General features: G+C 61.5%; 22 protein-coding genes and 1 pseudogene. 10 read left to right on the top strand and 13 right to left on the bottom strand.

The genetic code is table 11. The annotated features are described in order from the left end of the window. Positions 1–208: 208 nt before the first annotated feature. Positions 209–2872 carry a PD-(D/E)XK nuclease family protein gene (locus ABI546_RS22250; RefSeq protein ID WP_348050342.1) on the bottom strand — a complete coding sequence of 888 codons (2664 nt, stop codon included), beginning with the start codon at positions 2870–2872 and terminating at the stop codon, positions 209–211. Between the two features lie 213 nt (positions 2873–3085). On the opposite strand from ABI546_RS22250, the gene trxA reads away from it, so the two are divergent. The 5 genes from trxA (at position 3086) to ABI546_RS22225 (ending at position 8743) form a co-directional block, all read left to right on the top strand. Next, positions 3086–3418 carry a thioredoxin TrxA gene (trxA, locus tag ABI546_RS22245; RefSeq protein WP_077594529.1) on the top strand — a complete coding sequence of 111 codons (333 nt, stop codon included), beginning with the start codon at positions 3086–3088 and terminating at the stop codon, positions 3416–3418. A gap of 259 nt (positions 3419–3677) precedes the next feature. After that, the gene (gene rho / locus ABI546_RS22240; protein WP_348050341.1) at positions 3678–4940 is read left to right on the top strand and encodes a transcription termination factor Rho; all 1263 of its coding nucleotides are present in this window, start codon (positions 3678–3680) and stop codon (positions 4938–4940) included. A 214-nt stretch (positions 4941–5154) separates the two neighbouring features. Next, positions 5155–5436 (top strand): type B 50S ribosomal protein L31, encoded by a 282-nt coding sequence (locus tag ABI546_RS22235; RefSeq protein WP_348050339.1) that lies wholly within the window; start codon positions 5155–5157, stop codon positions 5434–5436. 203 nt (positions 5437–5639) lie between these two features. Beyond that, on the top strand, positions 5640–7391 hold the full coding sequence (locus ABI546_RS22230) for a hypothetical protein (RefSeq protein WP_348050337.1): 1752 nt from the start codon (positions 5640–5642) through the stop codon (positions 7389–7391). Next, positions 7388–8743 (top strand): MATE family efflux transporter, encoded by a 1356-nt coding sequence (locus ABI546_RS22225; protein WP_348050336.1) that lies wholly within the window; start codon positions 7388–7390, stop codon positions 8741–8743. Before ABI546_RS22230 ends, ABI546_RS22225 begins: the two co-directional genes overlap by 4 nt. On the opposite strand, the gene phoR is transcribed toward ABI546_RS22225, so the two are convergent. The 7 genes from phoR to pstS all read right to left on the bottom strand — a co-directional run bounded on the left by phoR (position 8731) and on the right by pstS (position 15945). Continuing rightward, positions 8731–10053, bottom strand: a complete 1323-nt coding sequence (gene phoR / locus ABI546_RS22220; protein WP_348050672.1) for a phosphate regulon sensor histidine kinase PhoR — start codon at positions 10051–10053, stop codon at positions 8731–8733. The genes ABI546_RS22225 and phoR overlap by 13 nt on opposite strands. Before the next feature lie 268 nt (positions 10054–10321). After that, positions 10322–11047, bottom strand: a complete 726-nt coding sequence (gene phoB, locus ABI546_RS22215; RefSeq protein WP_348050335.1) for a phosphate regulon transcriptional regulator PhoB — start codon at positions 11045–11047, stop codon at positions 10322–10324. Positions 11048–11222: 175 nt separating this feature from the next. Next, the gene (gene phoU, locus ABI546_RS22210) at positions 11223–11924 is read right to left on the bottom strand and encodes a phosphate signaling complex protein PhoU (RefSeq protein WP_348050333.1); all 702 of its coding nucleotides are present in this window, start codon (positions 11922–11924) and stop codon (positions 11223–11225) included. Positions 11925–12067: 143 nt separating this feature from the next. Beyond that, positions 12068–12850 carry a phosphate ABC transporter ATP-binding protein PstB gene (gene pstB / locus ABI546_RS22205; RefSeq protein ID WP_348050331.1) on the bottom strand — a complete coding sequence of 261 codons (783 nt, stop codon included), beginning with the start codon at positions 12848–12850 and terminating at the stop codon, positions 12068–12070. Between the two features lie 147 nt (positions 12851–12997). Next, positions 12998–13858, bottom strand: coding sequence for a phosphate ABC transporter permease PstA (gene pstA / locus ABI546_RS22200; RefSeq protein ID WP_348050329.1), 861 nt, complete (start codon positions 13856–13858; stop codon positions 12998–13000). After that, on the bottom strand, positions 13855–14820 hold the full coding sequence (gene pstC, locus ABI546_RS22195) for a phosphate ABC transporter permease subunit PstC (protein ID WP_348050327.1): 966 nt from the start codon (positions 14818–14820) through the stop codon (positions 13855–13857). The genes pstA and pstC overlap by 4 nt, the downstream gene beginning before the upstream one ends. Before the next feature lie 117 nt (positions 14821–14937). Next, positions 14938–15945, bottom strand: coding sequence for a phosphate ABC transporter substrate-binding protein PstS (gene pstS, locus ABI546_RS22190; RefSeq protein ID WP_348050670.1), 1008 nt, complete (start codon positions 15943–15945; stop codon positions 14938–14940). 265 nt (positions 15946–16210) lie between these two features. On the opposite strand from pstS, the gene ABI546_RS22185 reads away from it, so the two are divergent. From ABI546_RS22185 to ABI546_RS22170, 4 genes are all read left to right on the top strand, one after another. Then, entirely contained in the window at positions 16211–16693 is a 483-nt protein-coding gene (locus ABI546_RS22185) for a fasciclin domain-containing protein (RefSeq protein WP_348050325.1), read from the top strand. Positions 16694–16851: 158 nt separating this feature from the next. Continuing rightward, entirely contained in the window at positions 16852–18009 is a 1158-nt protein-coding gene (locus tag ABI546_RS22180; protein ID WP_348050323.1) for an ABC transporter substrate-binding protein, read from the top strand. A gap of 68 nt (positions 18010–18077) precedes the next feature. Further along, on the top strand, positions 18078–19577 hold the full coding sequence (gene ppx / locus ABI546_RS22175; RefSeq protein WP_348050321.1) for an exopolyphosphatase: 1500 nt from the start codon (positions 18078–18080) through the stop codon (positions 19575–19577). Positions 19578–19697: 120 nt separating this feature from the next. Next, positions 19698–20162, top strand: a complete 465-nt coding sequence (locus ABI546_RS22170) for a hypothetical protein (RefSeq protein WP_348050319.1) — start codon at positions 19698–19700, stop codon at positions 20160–20162. A 94-nt stretch (positions 20163–20256) separates the two neighbouring features. On the opposite strand, the gene ABI546_RS22165 is transcribed toward ABI546_RS22170, so the two are convergent. The 3 genes from ABI546_RS22165 to ABI546_RS22155 form a co-directional block, all read right to left on the bottom strand. After that, complete coding sequence (locus ABI546_RS22165) at positions 20257–20523, bottom strand: hypothetical protein (RefSeq protein WP_348050317.1); 267 nt, start codon at positions 20521–20523, stop codon at positions 20257–20259. Further along, positions 20520–21002, bottom strand: coding sequence for a hypothetical protein (locus ABI546_RS22160; protein WP_348050315.1), 483 nt, complete (start codon positions 21000–21002; stop codon positions 20520–20522). The genes ABI546_RS22165 and ABI546_RS22160 overlap by 4 nt, the downstream gene beginning before the upstream one ends. A 127-nt stretch (positions 21003–21129) precedes the next feature. After that, positions 21130–21390, bottom strand: a complete 261-nt coding sequence (locus ABI546_RS22155) for a hypothetical protein (RefSeq protein ID WP_348050313.1) — start codon at positions 21388–21390, stop codon at positions 21130–21132. Positions 21391–21568: 178 nt separating this feature from the next. Between ABI546_RS22155 and ABI546_RS22150 the strand changes: the two are divergent. Next, positions 21569–21726: pseudogene (locus ABI546_RS22150) on the top strand (IS110 family transposase); the annotation flags it as partial. 113 nt (positions 21727–21839) lie between these two features. Here the strand turns inward: ABI546_RS22150 and ABI546_RS22145 are convergent. Beyond that, entirely contained in the window at positions 21840–22313 is a 474-nt protein-coding gene (locus ABI546_RS22145; protein WP_348050311.1) for a histidine phosphatase family protein, read from the bottom strand. Between the two features lies 1 nt (position 22314). Next, positions 22315–24408, bottom strand: coding sequence for a polyphosphate kinase 1 (ppk1, locus tag ABI546_RS22140; protein ID WP_348050309.1), 2094 nt, complete (start codon positions 24406–24408; stop codon positions 22315–22317). Between the last annotated feature and the right edge of the window lie 11 nt (positions 24409–24419).

Here is a 24419-nt window from a genome sequence, read left to right as displayed (position 1 = left end):
ACGGATCCCATTCAAGCAGGGGCCGCGGGTCCGGCTTTGCCGGCCCGCAGGCGCAGCGGCCCCCTCGGGGGGCAGGGAGCTACACGCAGTGAGCGACCGTGGGGGCTCTTCACCCCAGCCGGGGCCGCGGGACTGGCTTTGCCAGACCGCAGGCGCAGCGGCCCCCTCGGGGGGCAGCGAACCACACGAAGTGGGGAGCGTGGGGGCCTTATTCATCCAGATTCCAGAAATCCTTGCGGCACAAGCCGCGGGCCGCGCAGTAATCGCAGGCTTTGCCTTCGCCCAGCGCCGGCAGTTTGGCGCCGCGTGCTATGCGCGCCATGTCGGTCACGATGCTGTCGATCAGTTCGTCGCGCAGGCCGACGATGTCGGGCTGCTCGTAGGTTTTGGTGGGCTCTTTTTCGCCCAGGTTGACATACGCCGCGCCCAGCGTGTCGTCGCTCATCAGCGCGGCATAAAACGCCAGTTGCGTGTCTTCCTGGCCGTTCTTGATGCGCTCGGCCGTGGTGGTGCGCGGCTCGGCCTTGTAGTCGATCACCAGGGCGTGCCCGTCGGGCTGGCGGTCGATGCGGTCCAGCTTGCCGAGCAGCGTGAGCGTGCCGACGGGCACTTCGCGCCAGACTTCGGCTTCGTCAAATACCGCGCCGGTGGCTTCATGGTCGGCCAGCCATTTCAGGTAGCCCTCGCGCACGCCGGGCCAGGCCGCGGCAAAGGGCAAAAACTCGCTGTCGCTGAGCGCCAGCTCCTGCGTGGCACGCTCGGCCGCTGCATTGATCATCTCTATGCGCCTTTGCAGGTCTTGGGCTGGAGCCCGCTCCGCCGCCGGGCCGCCCCAAGGCGGAGCAGCCCCCTCGGGGGGCAGCGCAGCACACGAAGTGGCAAGCGTGGGGGCGTTCTTTAATGCTTCGTGGAAATACCGCAGCAGGCTGTGCAGCCAATTGCCAAAGTCGCGCTTGCCCAGCTCGCTTTCAAGCTCTTCGGGCTCCTGCAGCCGGAGCTGGCGCAGCGCAAAAAAGCGGTAGGGGCAACGCCGCAGGTCTTCGTAAGCGCTGGCCGAAAGACGGTTGACGGGCAAGGCCTCGCCGGTTGGAAAAGGATGTGGCGTGGGCTGCGTGGCCACGGCGCGCAGGCTGCGCGGGTCGGCGGCCATGCCGGGCGCAGCATCCCCGCCCTGGTCATGATTCTGGTTCAGCAGCAGTTCCTGCACGAAGCCGCTGGGGATCAGGTGCTCGCCGGATTCACTGGTGCGCCACAGCACATCGAGATGCGGCATTTGCAAGGTATAGCGCCAGGCCTGGCGCTGGGCGGCGGCAAGTACTTCCCGCGACGGCAAGCCCAGCAGTTCGCGCTGGCTAGGCGTCCAGGGGCCGGCAGGTTCCGGCGACACCGGCAGGCGGATTTCATCGCAACCGGGGAGCACCACGGCCTGCATGGGGCGGCCGAGCAGCTGCGCCAGCGGCAGGATGACCACCTGTTCCGCGGGCGGATGCACCGGGGAAAACTTGCCGCCTTCGAGCGCCTGGTTGGCCCACTGCGTGAAGTCATGCTGCCGCATCACCGGCGAGGATTCAAATTCGGTCTCGGCGCCTTCGTGCAGGCGCAGCACGTCCAGCACGGTCTGCCCGGCCTCGTCCTGCGCCAGCGCGTCCCACTGTCCGGCCGATTGCAGGAGGCTGCGCAGGTCGCGCAGCCACATCGCCAACGGGCGGGCACGGCCGAATGGGCTGCGCAATGCGTTCACTTCGCGCGCCAGTGGGCCGGTTGCCGCAAATGCGGGCGGCAAAATGTCTTCTTCTGGAAAGTCCGGCAGGTCGCGCCAGGCGCGCACACCGGTCTTGCGCAGTTCGGTTTCTGCAGCGGTTACCAGCGCGGCATCAAATGCCGGCGCGTTTTTCAGCCAGTCCAGCACGGCATCGGTTGACGCATCCCAGGGCATGGCGCGCAGCAGGCTCATCAGGCTGGCGGCGGCGCGCGTGGTCGAAAGCTTCCAGCCGGTTTCATCGCGCATGGCAATGCCGCGCTCTGCCAGCATGGCGCCGACACGGCGCGTGAGCTGCCGGTCCTGCGCAATCAACGCGACCGGGCTGCGGCCTTGCGCCAGGTGCGCCAGCACGCAGGCAGCGGCGCGGCCGGCTTCGTCTTCGGCGTCCTGCGCGGCGTGCAGCGCTGGCGGCGGCACGGTGCCCTCAAAGGAAAAGGTCAGTGGAATGGCGACCGCGCGATCACCGAAATGCGCCTTGAGGGCTTCGGTGAGCGGATCGGCCTGAAAGCCCTCGAGCACAGCCAACAGCTGCGGTTTTGCCTGAAAAAGGCGGTCTGTCGGATAGGCTGAAGCCGCCGCCCAGGCCAGCGCAATGCGCCCCACGGCAGCCTCGAGTGCCAGCACCGGCGAATCCAGACCCGCGCCAAGCGTCAGCGCCAACCGCTCGCTCCAGGCCCGGCGCCCGGCCGGCACGACGCCAGCGGCAACACCGGCCAGGCTCCAGGCCGCTTCGACCAGCCGGCCGGACAGTGCATCCTGCTGCGCCCCCAGGCCCGCACGGCCCAGCAGCGATGCGGCCGTCAGCATGTCGACCGCCACATCCATGCGCAGGTCGTCGCCCGAAGGCACATGCAGACCCAGCGTACCGCCCAGGCCGCTGGCCCAGTTCATGGTGGTTTCAAAGCGGGGAACAAAAAAAGTCTCGCCCGCCTGCGCAGCCCAGGCACGGCGCGCCTGCTGGATCAGTTGGGCATAGGGGAGCAAAACCACGGTTTCCGCAGGGTGAACACCCCGCGCCTGCAAAACAGCCGCCAGCCGGCCGATGGCCCGATGCCAGCACAGCGCGTCGGGCGTGGGCAATGGAGCATCAGCGTTCGGGGGAGTTGGCATAAAGGCTGGGAAGACGTTCGCAGGAAAGGAATATCAGGTCGGAGTGAAATAGGGAAGCCGGCGAAGAGACGGTGCGAAGGCGGCCATTTGAATAATCGCTATCGGGGCCATAGCCCCTGCCCGCCTGACCCGGCCACTTGCTTTCTGCCACAATGACTGCAACTTCAGCCCTGTACCGTATCGTACCCATCCTAACCAGACAAAGGAGCCGCCATGGCAAGCGAACTGATCAAACATACCACCGATGCCACCTTCGAAGCCGACGTGCTGCAAGCCTCCAAACCCGTGCTGGTGGACTACTGGGCTGAATGGTGCGGCCCATGCAAGATGATCGCGCCGATTCTGGACGAAGTGGCCACCGGTTACGACGGCCGTCTGCAAATCGCCAAGATGAACGTGGACGAAAACCGCGACATCCCCGCCAAGTTCGGCATCCGCGGCATCCCCACGCTGATGCTGTTCAAGGACGGCCAGCTGGCCGCCACCAAGGTCGGCGCCATGAGCAAGGCCCAATTGACCGCTTTCATCGACCAGCAACTGGCCTGAACTTTTTGGGCACCGGAAAGGAAGCACGGCACCTTGCCGCTTCCTGACCGGCCCGGCCCCTGTGGCGGCCCGATCTGACGCGCAAATATCCACCCGCTTTTTTGCCTGGATTTCTGCCTGAATTTCCTGTCATAATGTGCTTTATTCACCGGCTGGCCCCCTGCCATCCGGTTCGAGTTCCCGGTTTGTAAGCCATCTTCTGCGGCTTCTTTTCAAACCTCCCCCGTTTCCATCAATGAACTCCGCAAGGAGTAATTCCATGCACTTAAACGAACTCAAGGCACTGCACGTGTCTGAAGTCCTCAAGCAGGCCGAAGCCCTTGAGATCGAAAACGTCGGCCGTATGCGCAAGCAGGAGCTGATGTTCGCCATCATCAAAAAACGTGCAAAAACCGGCGAGACCATCGTGGCCGACGGCGTGCTGGAAGTGCTTCCCGATGGTTTCGGTTTCCTGCGTGCACCGGACTCGAGCTACACCGCCTCGACCGACGACATCTACATCAGCCCCAGCCAAATCCGCCGCTTCAACCTGCATACCGGCGACATGATTGAAGGCGAAGTGCGTACCCCCAAAGACGGCGAGCGCTACTTTGCCCTGAACAAGCTCGACAAGGTCAACGACGGCCTGCCTGAAGACAACAAGCACAAGGTCATGTTCGAGAACTTGACCCCGCTGTTCCCGCGCGAGCAGTTCAAGCTCGAGCGCGACATCAAGGGCGAAGAGAACCTGACCAGCCGCATCATCGACATCGTCGCCCCCATCGGCAAGGGCCAGCGCGCCCTGCTGGTGGCGCCGCCCAAGTCCGGCAAGACCGTGATGATGCAGAACATCGCCCACGCCATCACCGCCAACTACCCCGAAGTGGTCATGATGGTGCTGCTGGTGGATGAGCGCCCTGAAGAAGTGACCGAAATGCAGCGCAGCGTGCGCGGCGAAGTCATCTCGTCAACGTTTGACGAACCTGCCGCACGCCACGTGCACGTGGCCGAAATGGTGATCGAACGCGCCAAGCGCCTGGTCGAACTCGGCAAGGATGTGGTCATCTTGCTGGACTCCATCACCCGCCTGGCGCGCGCCTACAACAACGTGCTGCCCTCCTCCGGCAAAGTGCTGACCGGCGGTGTGGACGCCAATGCATTGCAACGTCCCAAGCGCTTTTTCGGTGCAGCCCGCAATATTGAAGAAGGCGGCAGCCTTACCATCATTGGCACCGCCCTGGTCGACACCGGTAGCCGCATGGACGAAGTGATCTTTGAAGAATTCAAGGGCACCGGCAACTGCGAAATCCATCTGGACCGCCGCCTTTACGAAAAACGCGTGTTCCCGGCCATTCACCTGAACCGCAGCGGCACCCGCAAGGAAGAACTGCTACTTGCACCCGAAATCCTCCAAAAATCGCGGATTTTGCGTCAATTCATGTACAACATGGATGAAATCGAGTCCATGGAGCTCATGCTCAAGAACATGAAAGCCACCAAAAACAACCACGAATTCTTCGACATGATGCGAAGGGGTGGCTAAGACATAGCCCCCACGGTCGCTCACTTCGTGTAGCTTCCTGCCCCCCGAGGGGGCCGCTGCGCCTGCGGTCTGGCAAAGCCAGTCCCGCGGCCCCGGCTGGTATAAAACCCGACGAAACTACGCTAAGTGGTTGATTTCATGTCATAATAGCTGGCTTAGCGGAAAGTGCCCAGGACTGGCTTGGAGTGGCTCCCGCAACGAATAAGGAAAGATCATGAAAGAAGGCATTCACCCCAATTACCGCGAAGTTTGTTTTGTGGACCTGTCCAACAACTTCAAGTTCGTCACCCGCTCCTGCGTGAACACCAAAGAAATGGTGAAGATGGACGACGGTCGCGAACTGCCCCTGTACAAGCTCGATACGTCCAGCGAATCGCACCCCTTCTACACCGGCACGCAAAAATCCGTGGACAACATGGGCGGCCGCGTTGAGAAATTCCGCAACCGTTTCGGCAAGACCGCTGCCAAAGAGGCTGCACCCGAAGCTGCGAAGTAAGCTGCCGGATACGCTGCGAAATAACTTTCGCCAGCCCGCCAAAAAGCAGCCTGAATTTCAGGCTGCTTTTTTTTCGGCAAAATTTGCCGGTGCCGTCTGATGCCCACGCAGCTGGTTTAACGCAGAATCAGCCGTAACCCGCGTTGACCCTTGACGTCACCGCGACCTTTTACCGCTCCCCTGATCGACCGGACCCAACCGTTTTGAACAAACCGTCTCCCGCCATCATTGCCCAGTCCGCAGTGCGCCGCCTGCCGCGGCTCGCCCTGTTGCTGTTTTGCGCGGCCTATGTGTTGCCCGGCTTTCTGGGGCGTGGACCCTGGAAAAACGAAGACATTGCCGCGTTCGGTGTGATGCGCGAACTCGCTTCGATGGCCGGCAACTGGCTGCGTCCCCAGCTGCTGGGCCAGTTCACAGAGTTCGACGCACTGGCACCCTATTGGCTGGGTGCCGTCGCCATCAAGATCTTTCCTTTTCTGGACCCTGCCCTGGCCGTCCGCATTCCATTTGTGACGCTGCTCGTATTGACGATGCTCGCAACCTGGTATGCCGTCTACTACCTTGCCCGCAGCCCCCAGGCGCAACCAGTGGCTTTTGCCTTTGGCGGTGAGGCGAGCCCGGTCGACTACGCCCGCGCCATCGCCGATACTGCCTTGCTGGCCTTGATCGCCAGTCTTGGCCTGGCGCAGCTTTCCCACGAAACCACACCGGCCCTGGCACAACTGGGTTTCACAGCGCTGGCGTTTTACGCCATGGCGGCAAGCCCTTACCGCCCGGCAACCAAAATCCTGGGCCCGGCATTTGGCTTGCTGATCGGGCTGGCCGGACTGGCGCTGAGCGGCGCCCCGACATTGGCGTTGTTGTTCGGCGTAGGTGGAGCGTTGGTGGAATGGACGCACATGCGCTGGGGCGCCGACCAGTCCGATCCCGCGGCCCGGCAACAGTCCTGGCACTGGGTGCTGTTGATCACCGGCATTACGCTGCTGGTAGTGCTGCTCGCCTATGGGCTGAACCTATGGCGCTGGAGAATCCACCTGCCGGGTACCGATGCCCAATCTGCCTTGAAAGACTGGCGCAGCCTGGGGCGGCTGCTGCTGTGGTTTACCTGGCCAGCCTGGCCGCTGGCGATGTGGACGCTCTTTCGCTGGCGCAGGCAGCTGGCCAGCCGCCACGTGGCCCTGCCGCTGTGGTTTGCTGCGATGGCCGTGGCCGCCACGCTGACCACCACGGCTTCCGACCGCAGCCTGTTGCTCAGCCTGCCCCCCCTTGCGGCGCTGGCAGCCTTTGCGCTTCCCACGCTCAAGCGCAGCGTGGCTTCATTGATTGACTGGTTCACGCTGCTGTTTTTCACCGGCTGCGGCGTCGTCATCTGGGTGGTCTGGATCGCCATGCAGACAGGGGTTCCGCGTCAACCCGCAGCCAATGTTGCGAAACTTGCGCCGGGCTTTGAACCGAGTTTTTCATGGCTGGCTTTTTTGGCCGCCCTGTTGGCAACCCTGGCCTGGGCCTGGCTTGTCAAATGGCGCGCCGGTGCGCAGCGCGCAGCTATCTGGAAGTCGCTGGTATTGCCGGCCGGCGGCGCGACCCTGTGCTGGCTGCTGCTGATGACACTGTGGCTGCCGCTGCTTGACTATGCCCGCAGCCTCGCACCGCTTTCCCGCCAGATTGCCCATCTTGTCGATAAGAACGCCTGTGTCGAAATCTACGGCTTAGGCAGCGCGCAAGCCGCCGCACTGCAATACCACGGCGGGCTTGAACTCCGGCAGGCCGGGCCAAAAGCAAGCTGCCCGTACCTGATTGTGGATGTCGAAGCCCAGTCCAAACTCAGCGGTACCGTCAATTTGCCCGACTGGGCGTTCCAGGCAACGGTGCGCCGCCCCACAGACAAGACTGAAAACGTCCTGCTGTTCAAGCGCGTGAGCCTTTCCCCTTCCCCGCCAAAAACCAGCCCTTGAGCGAACTCAAGATCATCAGCCAGCACGCGGGCACCGTGCTTGTCGGGCAGCTGGCCGTCATGGCCTTCGGCGTGGCCGACACGGTCATCGCCGGCCGCTACAGCGATGAGGCCCTGGCCGCCCTGTCGGTCGGTTCGGCCTTGTACGTCAGCGTGTATGTCGGCCTGATCGGCATCGTGCAGGCGCTTTTGCCGATCTGGGCCGAAATGCTGGGCGCACGCCGGCACGAAGCGGTGGGAGCTTCATTGCGCCAAAGCATGTACCTCTGCGTTTTCATCGTGGCGGTGGGCATGGCCGCGATGCTGTTTCCCGGCCCCCTGCTGCGCTGGGCTCAGGTGCCCGAGCTGATGCGGGATGAAGTACAACACTACCTCGCGGTGCTGGCGTTCGCATTCGCACCCTCGCTGCTCTTTCGCATTTACAGCACCTTCAACCAGTCGCTCGGCAAACCGCGGCTGGTCACCTGGTTGCAGGTCGGCGCCTTGATGGTCAAGATTCCGCTGTCGATCTGGCTCGTGGCTGGCGGCGCCGGTGTCGACCCCATGGGCGCCGTCGGCTGCGCGTGGGCTACATTGATCGTCAACTATCTACTCCTGGCGCTGGCCATCCTGATGCTGCGCACGCAGACGCTTTATCTGCCGTATCGCATCTGGCAGCGCATGGAACGGCCGGATTGGCGGCAAATTGGCCATTTCGCCAGACTCGGCATTCCGGGGGGACTCGCCTACCTGGTCGAGGTAACCTCGTTCACGCTGATGGCGCTGTTCATCGCGCGCCTGGGCACCGTGGCCTCTGCCAGCCACCAGATTGCTTCCAGTGTGGCGGCGGTGCTCTACATGATGCCGCTGTCCATGGCGATTGCCTGCAGTGCCCGCGTCTCCTTCTGGATGGGCGCCGGGCGTCCGGATTACGCCAAACGCGTGGTCTTGCTGGGCCTCAAGCTCACAGTGCTCGCGGCGCTGGCACTGGCGGCCATGGTGTCAATGGCCGGCCCTCTGCTGACGGGCTGGTACTCCGGCAATCCAGAGATCGTCGCACTGGCCTCCTCTCTGCTGGTCTGGGTGGCGTTCTATCACGTGGCAGATGCCACGCAAGCATTGACCGCCTTTTTACTGCGCTGCTACCGCATCACGATTGCGCCGCTGGCCCTTTATGGCGTACTGCTCTGGGGGCTTGGGCTTCTGGGTGGCTACCGCCTGACCTACGACGGCATTGCGGGCCGGGCAGCAACGCAGTCCGCCAGCAGCTTTTGGGCCGCCAGTACGCTCGCCATCGGCCTGGTCGCGGCATGCCTGCTGGTTCTGTTATGGCTTGCGGTCAGGCGCAGCCTGAAACCTGCTCAACCCGCCTGAATACGGCGAACCCGCGCCGCGGGGAAAATAATGGAGAAGCAGGAGCCCTGCCCCGGCTCGCTCTGAATGTTGAGCTCAGCACCGTGGCGCTGCGCCACATGCTTGACGATGGCAAGGCCCAGGCCGGTGCCGCCGGTTTCGCGCGACCGGCTGCGGTCTATCCGATAGAAGCGCTCCGTCAGTCGCGGAAGGTGCTCAGCCGCGATGCCAGGGCCGGAATCCCTGACCTTGAACTCCCCCCGACCATCTTCCAGCAGTTTCCAGCTCACGCGGACCACGCCGCCCTCCGGGGTGTAGCGCACCGCATTGGTGACAAGATTGGACATGGCGCTGTAAAGCTCGGTCTGCACACCGGCAATTTCAGAGACAGGGCCCAGGTCAAATTCCAGCCGGTGTCCCTGCGGCGCAATCACCAACGACAAGGCCCTGGCCTCCTGTTCGCACTGCGCCAGCAAGGCGCTGAGCGTCATCCAGTCATTGGCGCCCGGAAATGGGCTGCCTTCGAGGCGTGACAAGGTCAACAGGTCGCTGACCAGCGTCTGCATTCGCTGCGACTGCTGCGCCATCAGTGCCAGGTAGCGGGCGCGCTCCGCCTCCTTGATCGGCAGGGTTTGCAGCGTCTCAATAAAGCCGGACAGCACGGTCAGCGGCGTGCGTATCTCGTGCGATACGTTGGCCACAAAATCGCGGCGCATGGCCTCCGCCAGTTCGACAGCCGTGATGTCACGAGACAGCAGCAGCTTGCGATTTTTACCGTACGAATGCACATGCACCGACAGTTTCACGGGCCGGGCCGGCGTGCTGAAACTGCCGGGAATTACCACGTCCTGTGAGTAGTCGCCTGCCGCCATATAGGCATTAAAGGCCGGTGCCCGGACCAGGTTCGCAATGTGCTGCAACACGTCGCGCTGGGCGTCAAAGCCGAAATGCTGCGTCGCCATCTGGTTGCACCACTCGATGCGGCCCTGGGCATCGAGCAGCACCACACCGCTCGGAGAGGCCTGCATGGCGGCCAGGAATTCGTCGAGGCGAGCCTGGCTTTCACGCAGCTGCTGGTCGCGGTTTTTCAGCAGCCTGCGGGTTCGGTCTGCCACCTCGCCCCACACCCCTGGCAAGCTGGGCGCGGTACCGGCTGTCACAGCCGGCGTATCGTTGTTTTGCTCGGCGCGCAACCAGTTCAAAAGGCGGGCCGCATGAAGACTGTCAATGAGCAGCCACACCAGCGCACCCACGGCGAGCCCAATGCCCAACCCGAAGGTCAACCCGTTGGCAGTTCTTGCCCAAAAGCCCAAACCGCCCCCTGCAAGCATGCAGGCGGCAAAAATGACCCAGCGGTTAATCATCCTGGAAACAGCCGTTGACCGCGTGTAAACACTCAAAAACCCGCATGCGCATTGACGTTTGCCTCTTCGTTCGAAATCACCTTGGGGGTGCCAGCGCTATGTACCCGATTGCACCGTGCGCAGTGCGCCATGCGGCGTTGCTCCGCCTTGTGGGCAGCAGCCCAATGCGTTGTCGCGCCTTGCCTGGCACCCCACGCACGGCACGCTCGGGCACATCCAACGACTGTTCCCAGGATCATGCGCTGGATTGTGCAGCAACCACCGGGTTGTTGGCGGGCATCGCCGTCAAACGGTAGCCCGCGCCGCGAACGGTTTCCACCATGGCGCCCGCAGCGCCCAAGGCCTCCCGCAGACGCTTGACATGGACATCGACCGTACGCTCTTCAATGAACACGTGGTCGCCCCAAACCTTGTCGAGCAGTGCGCTGCGGCTGTGTACCCGCTCGGCGTGCTTCATCAGATAGTGCAGGAGCTTGAACTCGGTGGGGCCCAGCTTGAGCTCCTGACCCTGGTGAGAGATGCGGTGCGTGGCCGCATCCAGAACCAGGGCACCCACGGTGACGCTGTCATTGACCGACTCGGGTGCACGGCGACGCAGTACCGCACGAATGCGGGCCAGCAGTTCCTGGGTGGAAAAAGGCTTGGTGATGTAGTCGTCCGCGCCGGCATCAAGCCCCGCGACCTTGTCTGGCTCGTCGCCTCGCGCAGTCAGCATCAGGATCGGGATACTCTTGGTACGCGCCTGCTTGCGCCAGTGGCGAGCCAATGCCAGGCCGCTTTGTCCCGGCAACATCCAGTCCAGCAGAATCACGTCCGGCAGCACGGCATCCAGCTCCCGCTGGGCCGACACACTGTCTTCCGCCACCACAGGGTCAAAGCCACCATGCCGCAAGTTGACGGCAATCAACTCGGCAATGGCCGGCTCGTCTTCAACAATCAGTACGCGTGGCAGATGTTTCATGATGAAAATTCGTTCTTGAAATACAGAGGCCCAAGCCACCATACAGTAGAAGCGTCCCCCGGCTGCCGACAATTCTCCATCCAAGCAGGGGCCGCGGGACTGGCTTCGCCAGACCGCAGGCGCAGCGGCCCCCTCGGGGGGCAGGAAGCGACACGTAGTGCGCGACCGTGGGGGCTCATTTCACCGCAGACTCAATCTGTTCCATAGGGGTGTGGCGCACATCGGCCCCTTTGACAATATAGATGATGAATTCGGCGATGTTTTTGGCGTGGTCACCTACCCGCTCAATGGCCTTGGCGACGAACAGCAGGTCCAGGCTTGGCGAAATGGTACGCGGATCTTCCATCATGTAAGTGATCAGCTTGCGCACAAAGCCGTCGAACTCCTGGTCAATCTGGTCGTCCTCTTTGAGGATGGAGACCGCCACGGCGGTGTCAAGCCTGGCGAACGCGTCAAGCGCCTTTCGCAACAGGCCAGAGGCCAGCTCGGCGGCGACACGCAGGTCGGACGAAGGCAGAGCCCGCGCAGAGCCGCTCTCAATGATGGACTTGACCATGCGTGCGATTTTCTCGGCCTCGTCACCGGCGCGCTCCAGGTTGGCCGTCGTCTTGGAAATGGCGATTAGTAGGCGCAGATCGCGCGCCGTGGGCTGGCGCCGCGCGATGATGGACGACAACTCGCGGTCGATATCGATTTCCATCGCATTGACGCGCGTTTCAGTTTCGATCACCTGGTTCGCGCTTTCGGCGCTGAACTGGGACAAGGCGTAGATGGCCAAGCGAATCTGTGACTCGACCAGGCCGCCCAATTCCATGACGCGCGAAGATACGCCGTTGAGTTCGCTGTCAAACTGGGTCGATAGGTGTTTATCAGGCATATGTTTCCCTTATATCTGTCAATAACAAGGCTGGTCGCACTGCGCTCCAGGCCAGTAACAGCGTGGAACCGGCTTTGCCGGGCCCACTGCTGTTGCCCCCTGCAAGGGGGGATCCGGCTACACGCAGTGAGCCGAGACGGGGGTCAGCCGAATCTGCCGGTAATGTAGTCTTCGGTCTCTTTGCGCTTGGGCTTGAAAAATATGTCTTCCGTGACACCAAACTCCACCAGATCGCCCAGGTACATATAGGCGGTGTAGTCGCTGCAGCGGGCTGCCTGCTGCATGTTGTGCGTCACGATGACCACCGTGTACTCGTTCTTCAGCTCGGCAATCAGCTCCTCCACTTTGGCGGTGGAGATCGGGTCCAGCGCCGAGCAGGGTTCGTCCAGCAACAGCACTTCAGGTTTGATGGCAATGCCGCGTGCGATGCACAGGCGCTGCTGCTGGCCGCCCGAAAGGCTGGAGCCGCTCTGGTTCAGCTTGTCCTTGACTTCAGTCCAGAGCGCGGCCTTGCGCAAAGCCCACTCCACACGCTCGTCCATGTCCGAGGCGTTGAGGCTTTCAAACAACTTCACGCCGAAAGCGATGTTGTCGTAGATCGACATCGGAAACGGCGTCGGCTTCTGAAACACCATGCCGACCTTGGAGCGGATCAGCGCCACGTCCTTCTTTGACTTCAGCAGGTTTTCGCCGTCGAACATGATTTCGCCTTCGGCGCGCTGCTCGGGGTAAAGCTCATACATGCGGTTGAAAATACGCAACAGCGTGGACTTGCCGCAGCCCGAAGGGCCGATGAAAGCCGTGACTTTCTTCTCTGGAATTTCCAGATTGATGTTTTTGAGGGCGTGGAACTTGCCGTAGTAAAAATCGAGGTTCTTGACCGAAATTTTCGATTGCGAAACAGGAGCGGAGAGGGTCTCGACCATGGGGTCAACCTTTCGATGTTGTGGAACCGCAGGCGCGGCAATCGGAGTCTGTTCGGGAAACACCGCAGAACCGGCTTTGCCGGACTGCAGGTGTTGCCCCCTTGAGGGGGGAGGCGACTACACGAAGTGAACTCGCAACAGGGGTGTTCATGATTTCCCGCGGGTCAGTACGCGCGCCAGGATATTCAGGCCAAGCACGGCCATGGTGATCAGGAACACGCCCGCCCACGCCAGTTGCTGCCAGTTCTCATAAGGGCTGAGCGCAAATTTGAAGATCGTTACGGGCAGACTGGCCATGGGCTGACTCAAGTCGGACGTCCAGAACTGGTTGTTCAGCGCGGTGAAGAGCAACGGAGCCGTTTCACCCGCAATCCGCGCCACGGCCAGCAAAATGCCCGTCGTGACGCCGGCGCGCGCAGCACGCAGCGTGATGCTGGTAATGACTTTCCATTTCGGCGCGCCCAATGCATAGGCTGCCTCCCGCAGGCCTGGCGGCACCAGCTGCAGCATGTTTTCCGTCGTGCGTATCACCACGGGAATCACGATCAGCGCCAGCGCCAGAACGCCTGCCCAGCCTGAGTAGCCCTTGAACTGCGACACCACGACGGTGTAGACAAACAGGCCGATCACGATGGACGGTGCGGACAGCAGGATGTCATTGACGAAGCGCGTCACCGAAGCCAGCATGCCCTTGGTGTTGTACTCAGCCAGGTAAATGCCCGCCATGATGCCAATCGGCGTGCCCACAAACGTGGCCAGCAACACCATCAGGAAGGAGCCGTAAATCGCGTTGGCGATACCGCCCTCTTCGTTCGGCGCCGGTGTCATCTGGGTAAGCGTGGCCATCGAGAGGCCACCCACGCCCAGGCGAATGGTTTCCCAAAGAATCCATGCCAGCCAGAACAGACCGAACGACATGGCCGCCAGCGACAGGACCAGCGCGATCCGGTTAACCCGCTTGCGGCGGGCAAACTTGGCCAGGCGCGCCTCATGCACCGCGGTACTCATGTTTTCACCCCTTCACTTTTTCGCAGTTGGGCCAGTAGCAGCTTGGACAGCGACAGCACGACGAACGTGATGAAGAACAGCACCAGCCCCAGATAAATCAGTGCCGCCTGGTGCAGGCCTTCGCCTGCTTCAGCGAACTCGTTGGCCAGCGCCGACGTGATGCTGTTGGCCGCCTGAAAGAGGCTCAGCGAATCCAGCTGGTTGAAATTGCCGATGACGAAGGTGACCGCCATGGTCTCGCCCAGGGCCCGGCCCAAACCCAGCATGATGCCGCCGACCACGCCAGCCTTGGTGTAGGGCAGCACGACTTTGGAGACAACTTCCCAGGTGGTGGAGCCCAACCCATAGGCCGACTCTTTGAGCAGCACAGGCGTGACTTCAAACACGTCCCGCATTACCGACGCGATGAAGGGAATGATCATGATGGCCAGGATGATGCCGGCCGACAAAATGCCGATGCCCACGGGAGGGCCAGACACCAGCGCACCGAGATACGGCACGCCGCTGAGAATGCTTTGCAGCGGCTGCTGGACGTAAGTGGCAAGGATAGGACCGAACACCAGCAAACCCCACATGCCGTAAACAATGGACGGCACGGCGGCCAGTAGCTCGATGGCGGTGCCCAGCGGCCTTTTGAGCCAGGCGGGCGACAGCTCTGTCAGGAACAGCGCAATGCCGAAGCTGACCGGCACCGCGATGAGCAGCGCGATCAACGACGTGGCAATCGTGCCGTAAATCATGACCAGCCCGCCGTACTCGTTTTTGACGGGGTCCCAGACGCTGCTGGTCAGAAAGCCGAGGCCGTATTTGCTGATCGCCGGCCACGCGCCAATGACGAGGGATACCAGGATACCGGCCAGCAGGGCCAGCGTCAGCCAGGCCGCGCCTTGTGCAGCCCAGCCGAAAAGCCGGTCTGCCATAGGGCTTCTGCGCACAGCGCCGCCAGGAGGAGGATTGGTCATATCGCGTCCGGTCGCTTTGGCCGGGTGGTCAAAAGCGGCCCGGCTAGCCGGAAGTGTAGAGGACACGTGAGAAACCCCTATGGTGTGTAACGACTGTGAAAAATCGGCAGGCTGTGCTTACTTGTAGGCAACCGTCTTGCCCGATGCATCCTTGATGTCGCCCCAGGCTTTTTCGATGATGGTCTTCACTGCGGCAGGCATGGGCACATAGTCCAGGTCATCGGCGGTCTTGTCACCGTTTTTGTAAGCCCACTCAAAAAACTTGAGCGAAGCGGCCGCCTGGGCAGGCTTGTCCTGGACTTTTTGCATCAGGATGAAAGTCGCGCCGGTGATGGGCCACGAATCCTTGCCAGGCTGCTCGGTCAGAATTTGGTAGAAGCTCTTGGACCACTCTGCACCAGCGGCAGCGGCCTTGAAGGCATTGTCTTCCGGCGACACGAAGTTGCCGGCGGCGTTCTTCAGCTGGGCAAAGGTCATCTTGTTTTGCTTGACGTAGGCGTATTCCACGTAGCCGATCGAATTGGGCAGACGGCCGACGAATGCCGCCACGCCTTCATTGCCCTTGCCGCCGGCGCCTACTGGCCAGTTCACCGCTGTGCCCTCGCCCACTTTGGACTTCCACTCGGCGTTCACCTTGCTCAGGTAGTTGGTGAAGATAAAGCTGGTGCCGGAACCGTCGGCGCGGCGAACCGGTGCAATGGCGGCGTCAGGCAGTGCCAGCGTGGGGTTCAGGGCCTTGATGGCGGGGTCGGTCCATTTGGTGATCTTGCCGAGGTAGATGTCGCCCAGCACCTGGCCGCTCAGCTTGAGCTGGCCGGCAGCGATGCCTTTGATGTTGACCACGGGAATGACACCGCCGATGACGGTGGGGAACTGCATCAGCCCCTTCTTGGCCAGTTCTTCGTCCTTCAGGGGAGCGTCAGAAGCACCGAAGTCGACCGTTTTGGCTTCAATCTGGCGCAAACCAGCACCTGAGCCAACCGACTGGTAATTGATCTTGATGCTGGTGGCCTTGTTGTAATCAGCAGCCCATTTGGAATACAGGGGGGCCGGGAAGCTGGCGCCGGCGCCGGTGACGTCCTGGGCGGCAGCCAGCGTGGCGAACGATACGAAGGCAAGGCCCATCGCGGCGGTCAGGGAAGCTTTGAAAGACTGGTTCATCGAAACACCTCTTGGTTTGAAATCAGGTTGAAATAGCTGGACTGACAGGGAAGATGCATCGACTGTAGAAATTTTGTGTGACAGAGGCATGACAAAAAAGCCGCGAAGTTTGGCCGCTGTCATGTGGGGTTTTGGCATGTCCCGTCACAAAAACTTCAAATTTCCGTCACGGATCTGTCATGTCACCTGCCTACGCTTGGACCCTGTCTTACACAGGAGTACCCAGAACATGTTCAATCGCCGTATTTTGTTTGTCGCTGCCACTGTTGCAGCCCTCGCTGGCTGCGCCACGACCTCATCCACCCCGGTCTCGGTGGCCGACACCCTCGCTGCCCAGTCGCGGCTGAGCACGCTCAACAGCCTGGTCGCAAAAGCCGGGCTCACCGACACCCTGAAAGGCACGGGCCCCTACACCGTCTTTGCGCCCACCAACGAGGCGTTTGCCAAAGTGCCGGCCAAAACCATGGACGAGCTCGGCAAAAACCCGGCCAAACTCAAGGCCCTTCTGACATACCACGTCCTGCCAGGCACGGTTATGGCTGCGAGTGTCAAAAACGGCAACAGCAAGACCGTCAACGGTGCCAACGTCGCCCTGTCGCGCGCCGGTGAATTCGTAACAGTTGAAGATGCCCTGGTCCAGACGCCCGATATCGTCGCCACCAACGGTGTGGTGCATGTCATCGACAGCGTCCTGATTCCGCCAGCGAAATAAGTACGCCTGCACCGCAGCGGGTCAAACCGGAGAGGTTTGGCCCGTTTTTCGTTTAATGACTCCCATTTCAGACTGCAGCCCTTTATAGACGGGCGCAAGCAGCTACAAATTTCATAGCAAATGACGCAGGCAAACCTGCCGAACGGGGAGCCACCACCATGCCATTTCACACGCCCACCCCCAGCCGTCGTCAGCTGTTGCAACGCGCCGGCCTCATGGCAGCCACAGCCGCCACAGCCGCCGCAATACCGGCATGGGCGCAACCCGGCAAGGCGGCATCGTCCCGTGGTGTGGTCATCGCCCAGGTCGTTGATTTTTCGCAAGGCCAGCAGGACGTCTCCAAGGACTTTCTGATCGGCTCACGGGCGGCCTGGCAAGACATCAACCTGCGCGGCGGCATTCGCGGCAAGCAGGTCCAGCACCTGGCACTGGAAACAGACGGCAGCCCCGCCAGCGTGCACACAGCCCTGGATTCGGTCAAGGACAACCCGTCGTGCATAGTCCTCTCCGGCAGCGTGGGCGACCCCGTGGCCAGCCAGATCGTGGCACTGTCCCGCCAGGGTGCACTGGGCATTCCCCACGCCGCCCCATGGCTGCAAAATTCCAGCCTCGAGATTGACGACAAGACATTTCCCATCTTCGCCGCGCGCCAGGAACAAATTACCTATGCGCTTAAAAGCCTCTCATCCATGGGCCTGAAGGAGTTGGGTGCGATTTACGCCACAGCGCAGGACTATGCGGCCTATCACGCAGATGTCGCGCGCATTGCCGTAGACATGCAACTGAAGCTGCAACCCTTCAAGGGGACGGGCGACTTGCGCGCGCTGGGCCAGAAGCTCACGCCCAGCACACCTGCCGTCCTGCTGTTTGTAGGCGGAACCCCAGAGCTGGCCGAATTCACGCAAGGCATCGAAAAGCAGGCCCGCCAGCGGTACATCGTGGCCCTGGCCGACGTGAACCTGCAGACCATGCTGCAGATGGGTGCGGCACGCAACACGCCCGTGATCGCCACCCAGCCAGTGCCCCTGGTAAACGCCAGCCTCCCGGTGGTCAGAAACTACCGCGAAACGCTCGCGCGCCTTTTTGACGAGCCGCCCACACCCCTGAGCCTGGCCGGATTTATTGCCGCGCGCTACACCTGGGAAGTGCTGAACGAGGTCGACGGCCCGCTGAGCCGCCAGAGCGCCCTGGCCGCCTTTCAGCGCCGTGAAAAATTCGATATGGGCGGATTCAGCATCAGCTTTAATGCCCAGCGCAGGAGCGGAAACTACGTAACCCAGAGCATGATGACCGTCGATGGCCGACTCATTGGTTGACGGACTACAGCATGCTCATGAGCATCCCGCGTGAATGCTATGCTGAGCCCCGAAAAAGAAACTCAGACATGCAAAATGGAACGCTGCTCGCCGCTGTAGACCTCGGGTCCAACAGCTTTCGCCTTGAAATCGGCCGCTTTGATGCGGGCCAGATCCATCGCACCGAATACCTCAAGGAAACCGTTCGCCAGGGTAACGGGCTCGATGCAGACCGCAACCTGACCCCTGAAGCCATGCAGCGCGGCTGGGACTGTCTGGCTCGCTTCGGTGAAAGGCTGGCCGGTTTCAAAAAACACCAGGTCCGCGCCGTCGCCACCCAGACCCTGCGCGAAGCGCGCAACCGCGAAGAGTTTCTCGCACGCGCCCACAAAATCCTCGGTTTTCCCATCGACGTCATTCCGGGCCGCGAAGAAGCCCGGTTGATTTACCAGGGTGTGGCGCACTTGCTGCCGCAGTCTGACGAACGCCGGCTGGTGGTGGACATCGGCGGGCGCTCCACCGAAATGATCCTCGGCAAGGGGCTGGACGCGCGCACCATGGAGTCCTACCGTGTCGGCAGCGTGGCGTGGTCGATGAAATACTTTCCGGACGGGCAGTTCACCCCGCGCGCCTTCCAGACTGCCGAAGTGGCTGCCAAAGCGGTTCTTGACGAGGCCGTCAACGCCTACCGGGTCGACGCATGGGACACCGCCTATGGCTCCTCCGGCACGATTGGCGCGGTCAGCGATGTACTGACCGCATCAGGTTGGCCTGCGGGCCTGGTCACGCGGGAAGGCCTCGACTGGCTGCTGGACCGTCTGCTCAAGGCACAAAGCGCCGACCGCCTCAAGATCGAGGGCATGAAAGACGACCGGCGTGCCGTCATAGGCGGCGGTGTCAGTGTCCTGAGAGCCGTGTTCGACCTGCTGGGCATTTCGCAGATGGAAGCCGCGCAAGGCGCTTTACGCCACGGCGTGCTGTACGACCTGCTCGACCGTGAGCAAGACCTGACCGACCTGCGATCCACCACCGTGCAGCGTCTGGCCAGCAAATTCAACACCGATGCCGGACAGGCGCAACGCGTCAACAAAGTCGCCAGGCAGCTGTTCGTCATGGCCTGCAAGGGCATGCCTGCGGCAGAGTCTGACCGCTTGCAGCGCAAACTGGAATGGGCGGCGCAACTTCACGAAATCGGCAGCCAGATCTCACACAGCGACTACCACAAGCACGGCGCCTACATCCTGGACAACGCCGACGCCCCGGGCTTTGCCCTGCCCGAGCTGCATCGCCTGAGCCTGCTGGTGTTGGGCCACCGCGGCAAGCTGCGCAAGCTGGAAGTCAATTTTGAAGACCGGGTGTTCATCCAGCAGCTGCTGTGCCTGCGCCTGGCGGTCATCCTCTGCCACGCGCGGCGCGACCCCGACCTCAAGGGCTTGCAGCTTGAGAGCAGCGCCGAGCCCGGACGCATTTTTGTGCTGAACTGCCGCGCCGGCTGGGCGCAGGCCTTTCCGCAGTCGGCCCACCTGCTGCAGGAAGAAGTGCTGGCTTGGCAAAAGACGCCGTGGACGCTGGTCGTTCCAACTGCCTGAACCCCTCCACCCCTCCGTGCGCGCATGGCCGCCGCGGTCGCACGACTTGACCGTTTTTAATCAAACCGTATAAACTATATATACGGTTTATTTGACCGCATACAAAAACAGGACTAATCCATGGCAACCCGCAAAAAAGCAACTGCAAAGACCATCGCAAAGGCCGCCATACCGGCAACCCCCAAAGCTCCCGTGAAAACCGCGGCCAAGCCTGCCCCGAAAAAGGCGTCCACCGTCAAGGCCCCTACCGGCAAAGGCGTAATCAAGAAAGCCATCGTGAAAAAGGCCGCGACCAAGAAGCCGGCAGCCAAGCCCCAGGCAAGCGCCAAACCGGTGAAGGCCGCAAAACCCGAGAAAACCAAAAAGCCCAAGCTGGTGCGCGACAGTTTCACCATTCCCAAGACCGAATACGTGGTGCTCGACGATCTCAAGCAACGCGCCACCAAACTGACCCGCCCGGCCAAGAAAAGTGAACTGCTGCGCGCAGGCATCAAGCTGCTGGCCAGCCTGTCCGATGCGGCCTTCCTGACGGCGCTTGAACAGGTCCCTGCAATCAAGACCGGTCGGCCCACGCTCGGCTCTTAAACCACGCAAAGGCAAGCTCCAGCACCCGTATGGGTGCTGAGTTGCTCATGACTGAGCCTGCCACGATTGAAATATCAGGGCGTTAGCGGGCAACTCATCGGGCTGCCTTCTGCCTGGCTTTAAACGCCAGGTAGACGCTGGTTCCCATCAACAAGACAAACACTGCAAGCGCCATGACTTCCAAGGGGGCAATGGTCCCCAGGAATGCCGTGCCCACCCATCTCACGGGATACAACGGAAAAAACGCAAGCGCGATCAAGGTCGGGAAATGCGCGTGCGGCGGCTGTAACGCCAGCAGAAAAGAAGTGGCAAGCAAGCTCGCGAGCAAATATCCAATGACGAAAAAAAACGCGGTCTTCATTGCAGTCCAAGGTTCGACGCAATGGAGTTGTCAGTCCGAGGCGCCAAATACAAAGCCGCAAACATGCTGCAAGCGAACGCGATTAAAACGGCCAGGGCGAACCTGATGGGGAAGATATTGATCAATCCCGGGTCTGGAACTGGATTCCACTCCGCGGCACCGAACTGAAAGGTGAAGCAGGCGCAAAAAGCCAGAACGGCAGCAAGATTTGAAACCAGCGTGACACGTAATTTTGACTTGACGGCGCGGTGAGACACAAAAAAAACAGCCCACCACGAAATGAAAATAATGATGACAAGCGGAATCCCGGTCGGGAAGGAAATAGAGGTATCTGACACGCTGCCCGGAATCTTTCTTGCCGCGGCCCATACAAGACCTGTTGAAAGCATCCACGTGAATGGAACTGCGAACGAAATAAACAGGGCGACAGATGAGGCGATCCGCGAGCTTGTGGTACTTGGAATAAATTTTTTGGTCATACTGATTCGGAGGCCTGACGGCTTGGCTGACGCCTTGGTTATGCCGCGCCACGAAGCGGCGTCGGCCTGGACGAATTGTTAGGCCTCACAGCCGCTGTTGCCTGACTTGACGATTAACACGCCTGGCCTAAGCCTTTGGAAAGAACACCTGCCACAGGATAAAAAAAACGACGCCAAGGACGAGGCCGCCTACTCCCATGACGCCAAGCGCGCCCTTGCGGAACTTCCCCGATGCCTCCCCTAGCAGGTTTTCATCCGGATCCCCCAGGATGCTTAGAACAAGAAAAAAAGGAACTAGCGCGACAATCACGACCCATTTCGGAGCATCAAACTCTGCAGCCGCCCAAGGCGGCATTGCAAGTATCACTAACCAGACGTACTTAAGCATGTTTGACTTTACGGGGTAGGCATGATGCCCGACGCGGGAGAGCGGGGCCTAGTGAATGAAAGGGCTTCCCGGCCCCCTGAGCGAACCGCGAGTCGAACGACTGGCGGCATGGCATGCCGAGTACCTAGATGGAGAGTTCAAACTTTTCATCAACTCGCCCGGAACGGAAATCAGGGCTATCGTAACCGTTGAAATTGACCTCGCCAAGAGCGCCTTTGCGGTGCATGGCGTAGATGAAACTGGCAAGCCCGCACTCGTGCGCCCGGTCGTCAAACGCGTCGCCTGCTCAAACCGATGGCCAAATTCCCGCGGCATCTCATCGGCTGGGAGGGTTGTGTTCCATCACGCAGACTCGGTCCGGCTGCCGGTTTGAATAAAAGAAATTCGTGGTTCGTTTCCACCGCCGCGTAGCTCAGCGGACCGCGGCCCTTGCGGCCTCGTACCTCGACTCAGAGAACTTCAGGCGATTGCACCGTGACCACGACCGTCTGGCTTTGCCCGTCGCGGTCGCGGTTGCGAAGCCACCAGAGCGCGCCTTTCTTGACGGGGCACTCGGCTTCTTGCAGTCCCAGCAGCTGCGCAATGGTTTCGCCCAACAATGGCTGATGGCCCACCACCAAAATCGGTGCTTTGGCCGTCGGCCATTGCACCAGTTCCAGCAGTTGTTCAACCGTGGCATCAGGCGCCAGTTCGTTGCGGACCTTGTACTTGCGCCCCAGCGCCAACGCGGTCTGCTCGCAGCGCCGTGCAGGGCTCACAAAAATGCGTGCGCCTTCGGGCAATTGGCGGTCCAGCCAGTGGGCCATGCGGGCCGCCTGCTTCTCGCCCCGGCCGGTCAGCGATCGTTCGAGATCACTGCCGCCCTGCGGGTCACCTTCGGGCCAGTCTTCTGCCTCTGCATGACGCCACAGAATAAGGTCCATGTCATTTTTCCTGTTGTTGAGGGGGCGAATAACGGGCCATCAGGGCTGCCTGCGCGCCGTGGCGCGGATGTTCGCCATCTGCAGTGACCCTGAGGTAGGAACCGTCAGGCTGCAAATCCCAGGCATCTCGGCCGTCGTGCAGATAAGCCACCAGGCATTCGTCGATGATGCGCTGGCGAATCACCGGGTCGGTCACCGGCCAGGCCAGCTCCACCCGGCGCAGCATGTTGCGGTTCATCCAGTCGGCGCTGGAGAGCAGCAAGGTCTCTTCTTCCGCGCAGCGGAAATAAAATACCCGTGAATGCTCCAGGAAGCGGCCGATGATGGATCGCACACGGATGTTGTCCGTCACTCCGGGCACCTGTGCCGGCAGCATGCAGGCCCCGCGCACGATCAGGTCGATCTTCACGCCGCGTTGCCCGGCCCTCACCAGCGCCAGCATCAGGTCTTCGTCGGTCAGCGCGTTCATCTTGGCCACAATGCGCGTGTCTTCTCCGTGCAAGGCAGCCTCGCCGAGCGCGTCGATTTTCTCGATCAGCTTGCGGTGCAGCTGGAACGGCGCCAGCAGCAAATGGTGCAGCTTGGGCAGGCGACTCTGGCTGGCCAGGTGCACAAACACGTTGTCGATGTCGGCCGTCATGAGGGCATCGGCCGTCAGGTAGCTCAGGTCGGTATACAGGCGCGCCGTGCGCGGGTTGTAGTTGCCGGTCGAAAGATGGGCGTAGCGCACCAGGTGCTTGCCCTCGCGCCGCGTCACCAGCAGCATCTTGGCGTGGGTTTTCAGGCCCACCACGCCGTACACCACCTGGGCGCCGATGGACTCCAGCATTTCCGCCCAGTTAATGTTCGCTTCTTCATCGAAGCGCGCCTTGAGCTCCACCACCACAGTCACTTCCTTGCCGCGCCGCACGGCTTCGCGCAGCAGCACCATCAGTTCGGAGTCGGCACCGGTGCGGTAAATGGTTTGCTTGATCGCCAGCACCTGGGGGTCGTTGACCGCCTCCCGCAAAAAGGCGAGTACGCCGTCGAAGCTTTCAAAAGGCTGGTGAATCGACACGTCACCCTCTTTGAGCCGCTCAAAGAACGACTGCCCGGGCTGCAGCTGCGTCGGGTAACAGGCGCTGTAGCCGGGGAACAGCAGCTTGGGGTCATTGACCAGGTCTACCAGCTGCGTCAGTCTCACCAGGTTCACCGGGCCGTGCACGCGGTACAGCGCAGGCGACGGCAAGTTGAACTGCTTGAGCAAAAAGCTCGCCAGGTGCTCGGAACACCCCGCAGAGACCTCCAGCCGTACGGCCTGGCCGTAATGCCGCTGCTCCAGGCCCTGGCGCAGGGCGGTACGCAGGTTTTTGACATCGTCTTCATCGACGGCCAAATCGGAATGGCGTGTGACACGGAACTGCGAAAACTGGCCCACGTCACGGCCGGGGAACAGCTCCGTCAGGTGTGCGCGGATGACGCTGGAGAGCGACACGAAGAGACGGCTCTTGTCTTTGCCATGCGCCGGCATGTGAATGAACCGCGGCAACACCCGCGGTATCTTGACGATGGCAATGTCGTTCTCGCGCCCGAAGGCGTCGTGCCCACTCAAGCGCACAATGAAGTTGAGTGACTTGTTCGCCACCTGGGGAAATGGATGGGAAGGGTCCAGCCCCACCGGGATCAACAAGGGCCGCACTTCCCTTTCGAAGTATTCCTTCACCCAGCGCCGCTGGGCCGCATTGCGCTCGCCATGCGAGACGATGCGTATGCCCTGCCGTTCAAAGGCCGGCAGCAGGTCGTCGTTATAGAGCGAATATTGGCGCGCCACCATGTCATGCGCGGCGGCAGACAGGGCCTTGAACGACTCGACCGAATAAAGGCCTTTCGAATCGTTGGCCTGGGCGGCCGTCAGATGCGGCGCGGTGCGCACCTCAAAAAATTCGTCCAGGTTGGAAGAAACGATGCAGAGATACCTCAGCCGCTCCAATAGCGGCACGTCCGGGCGCTTGGCCCAGTCCAACACCCGCTCATTAAAGGCAAGGATGCTGTGGTCGCGATCCAGGAACTGGACGGGTGGCGCAGCGGCCGCCACCGAAGCGGGTGAAGTGGGCATCAACAAAGCAT

Source organism: Polaromonas sp. (assembly GCF_039932935.1).
Taxonomy (GTDB): Bacteria; Pseudomonadota; Gammaproteobacteria; order Burkholderiales; family Burkholderiaceae_C; genus Polaromonas.
This window is presented reverse-complemented; position numbering and strand designations above follow the sequence as displayed.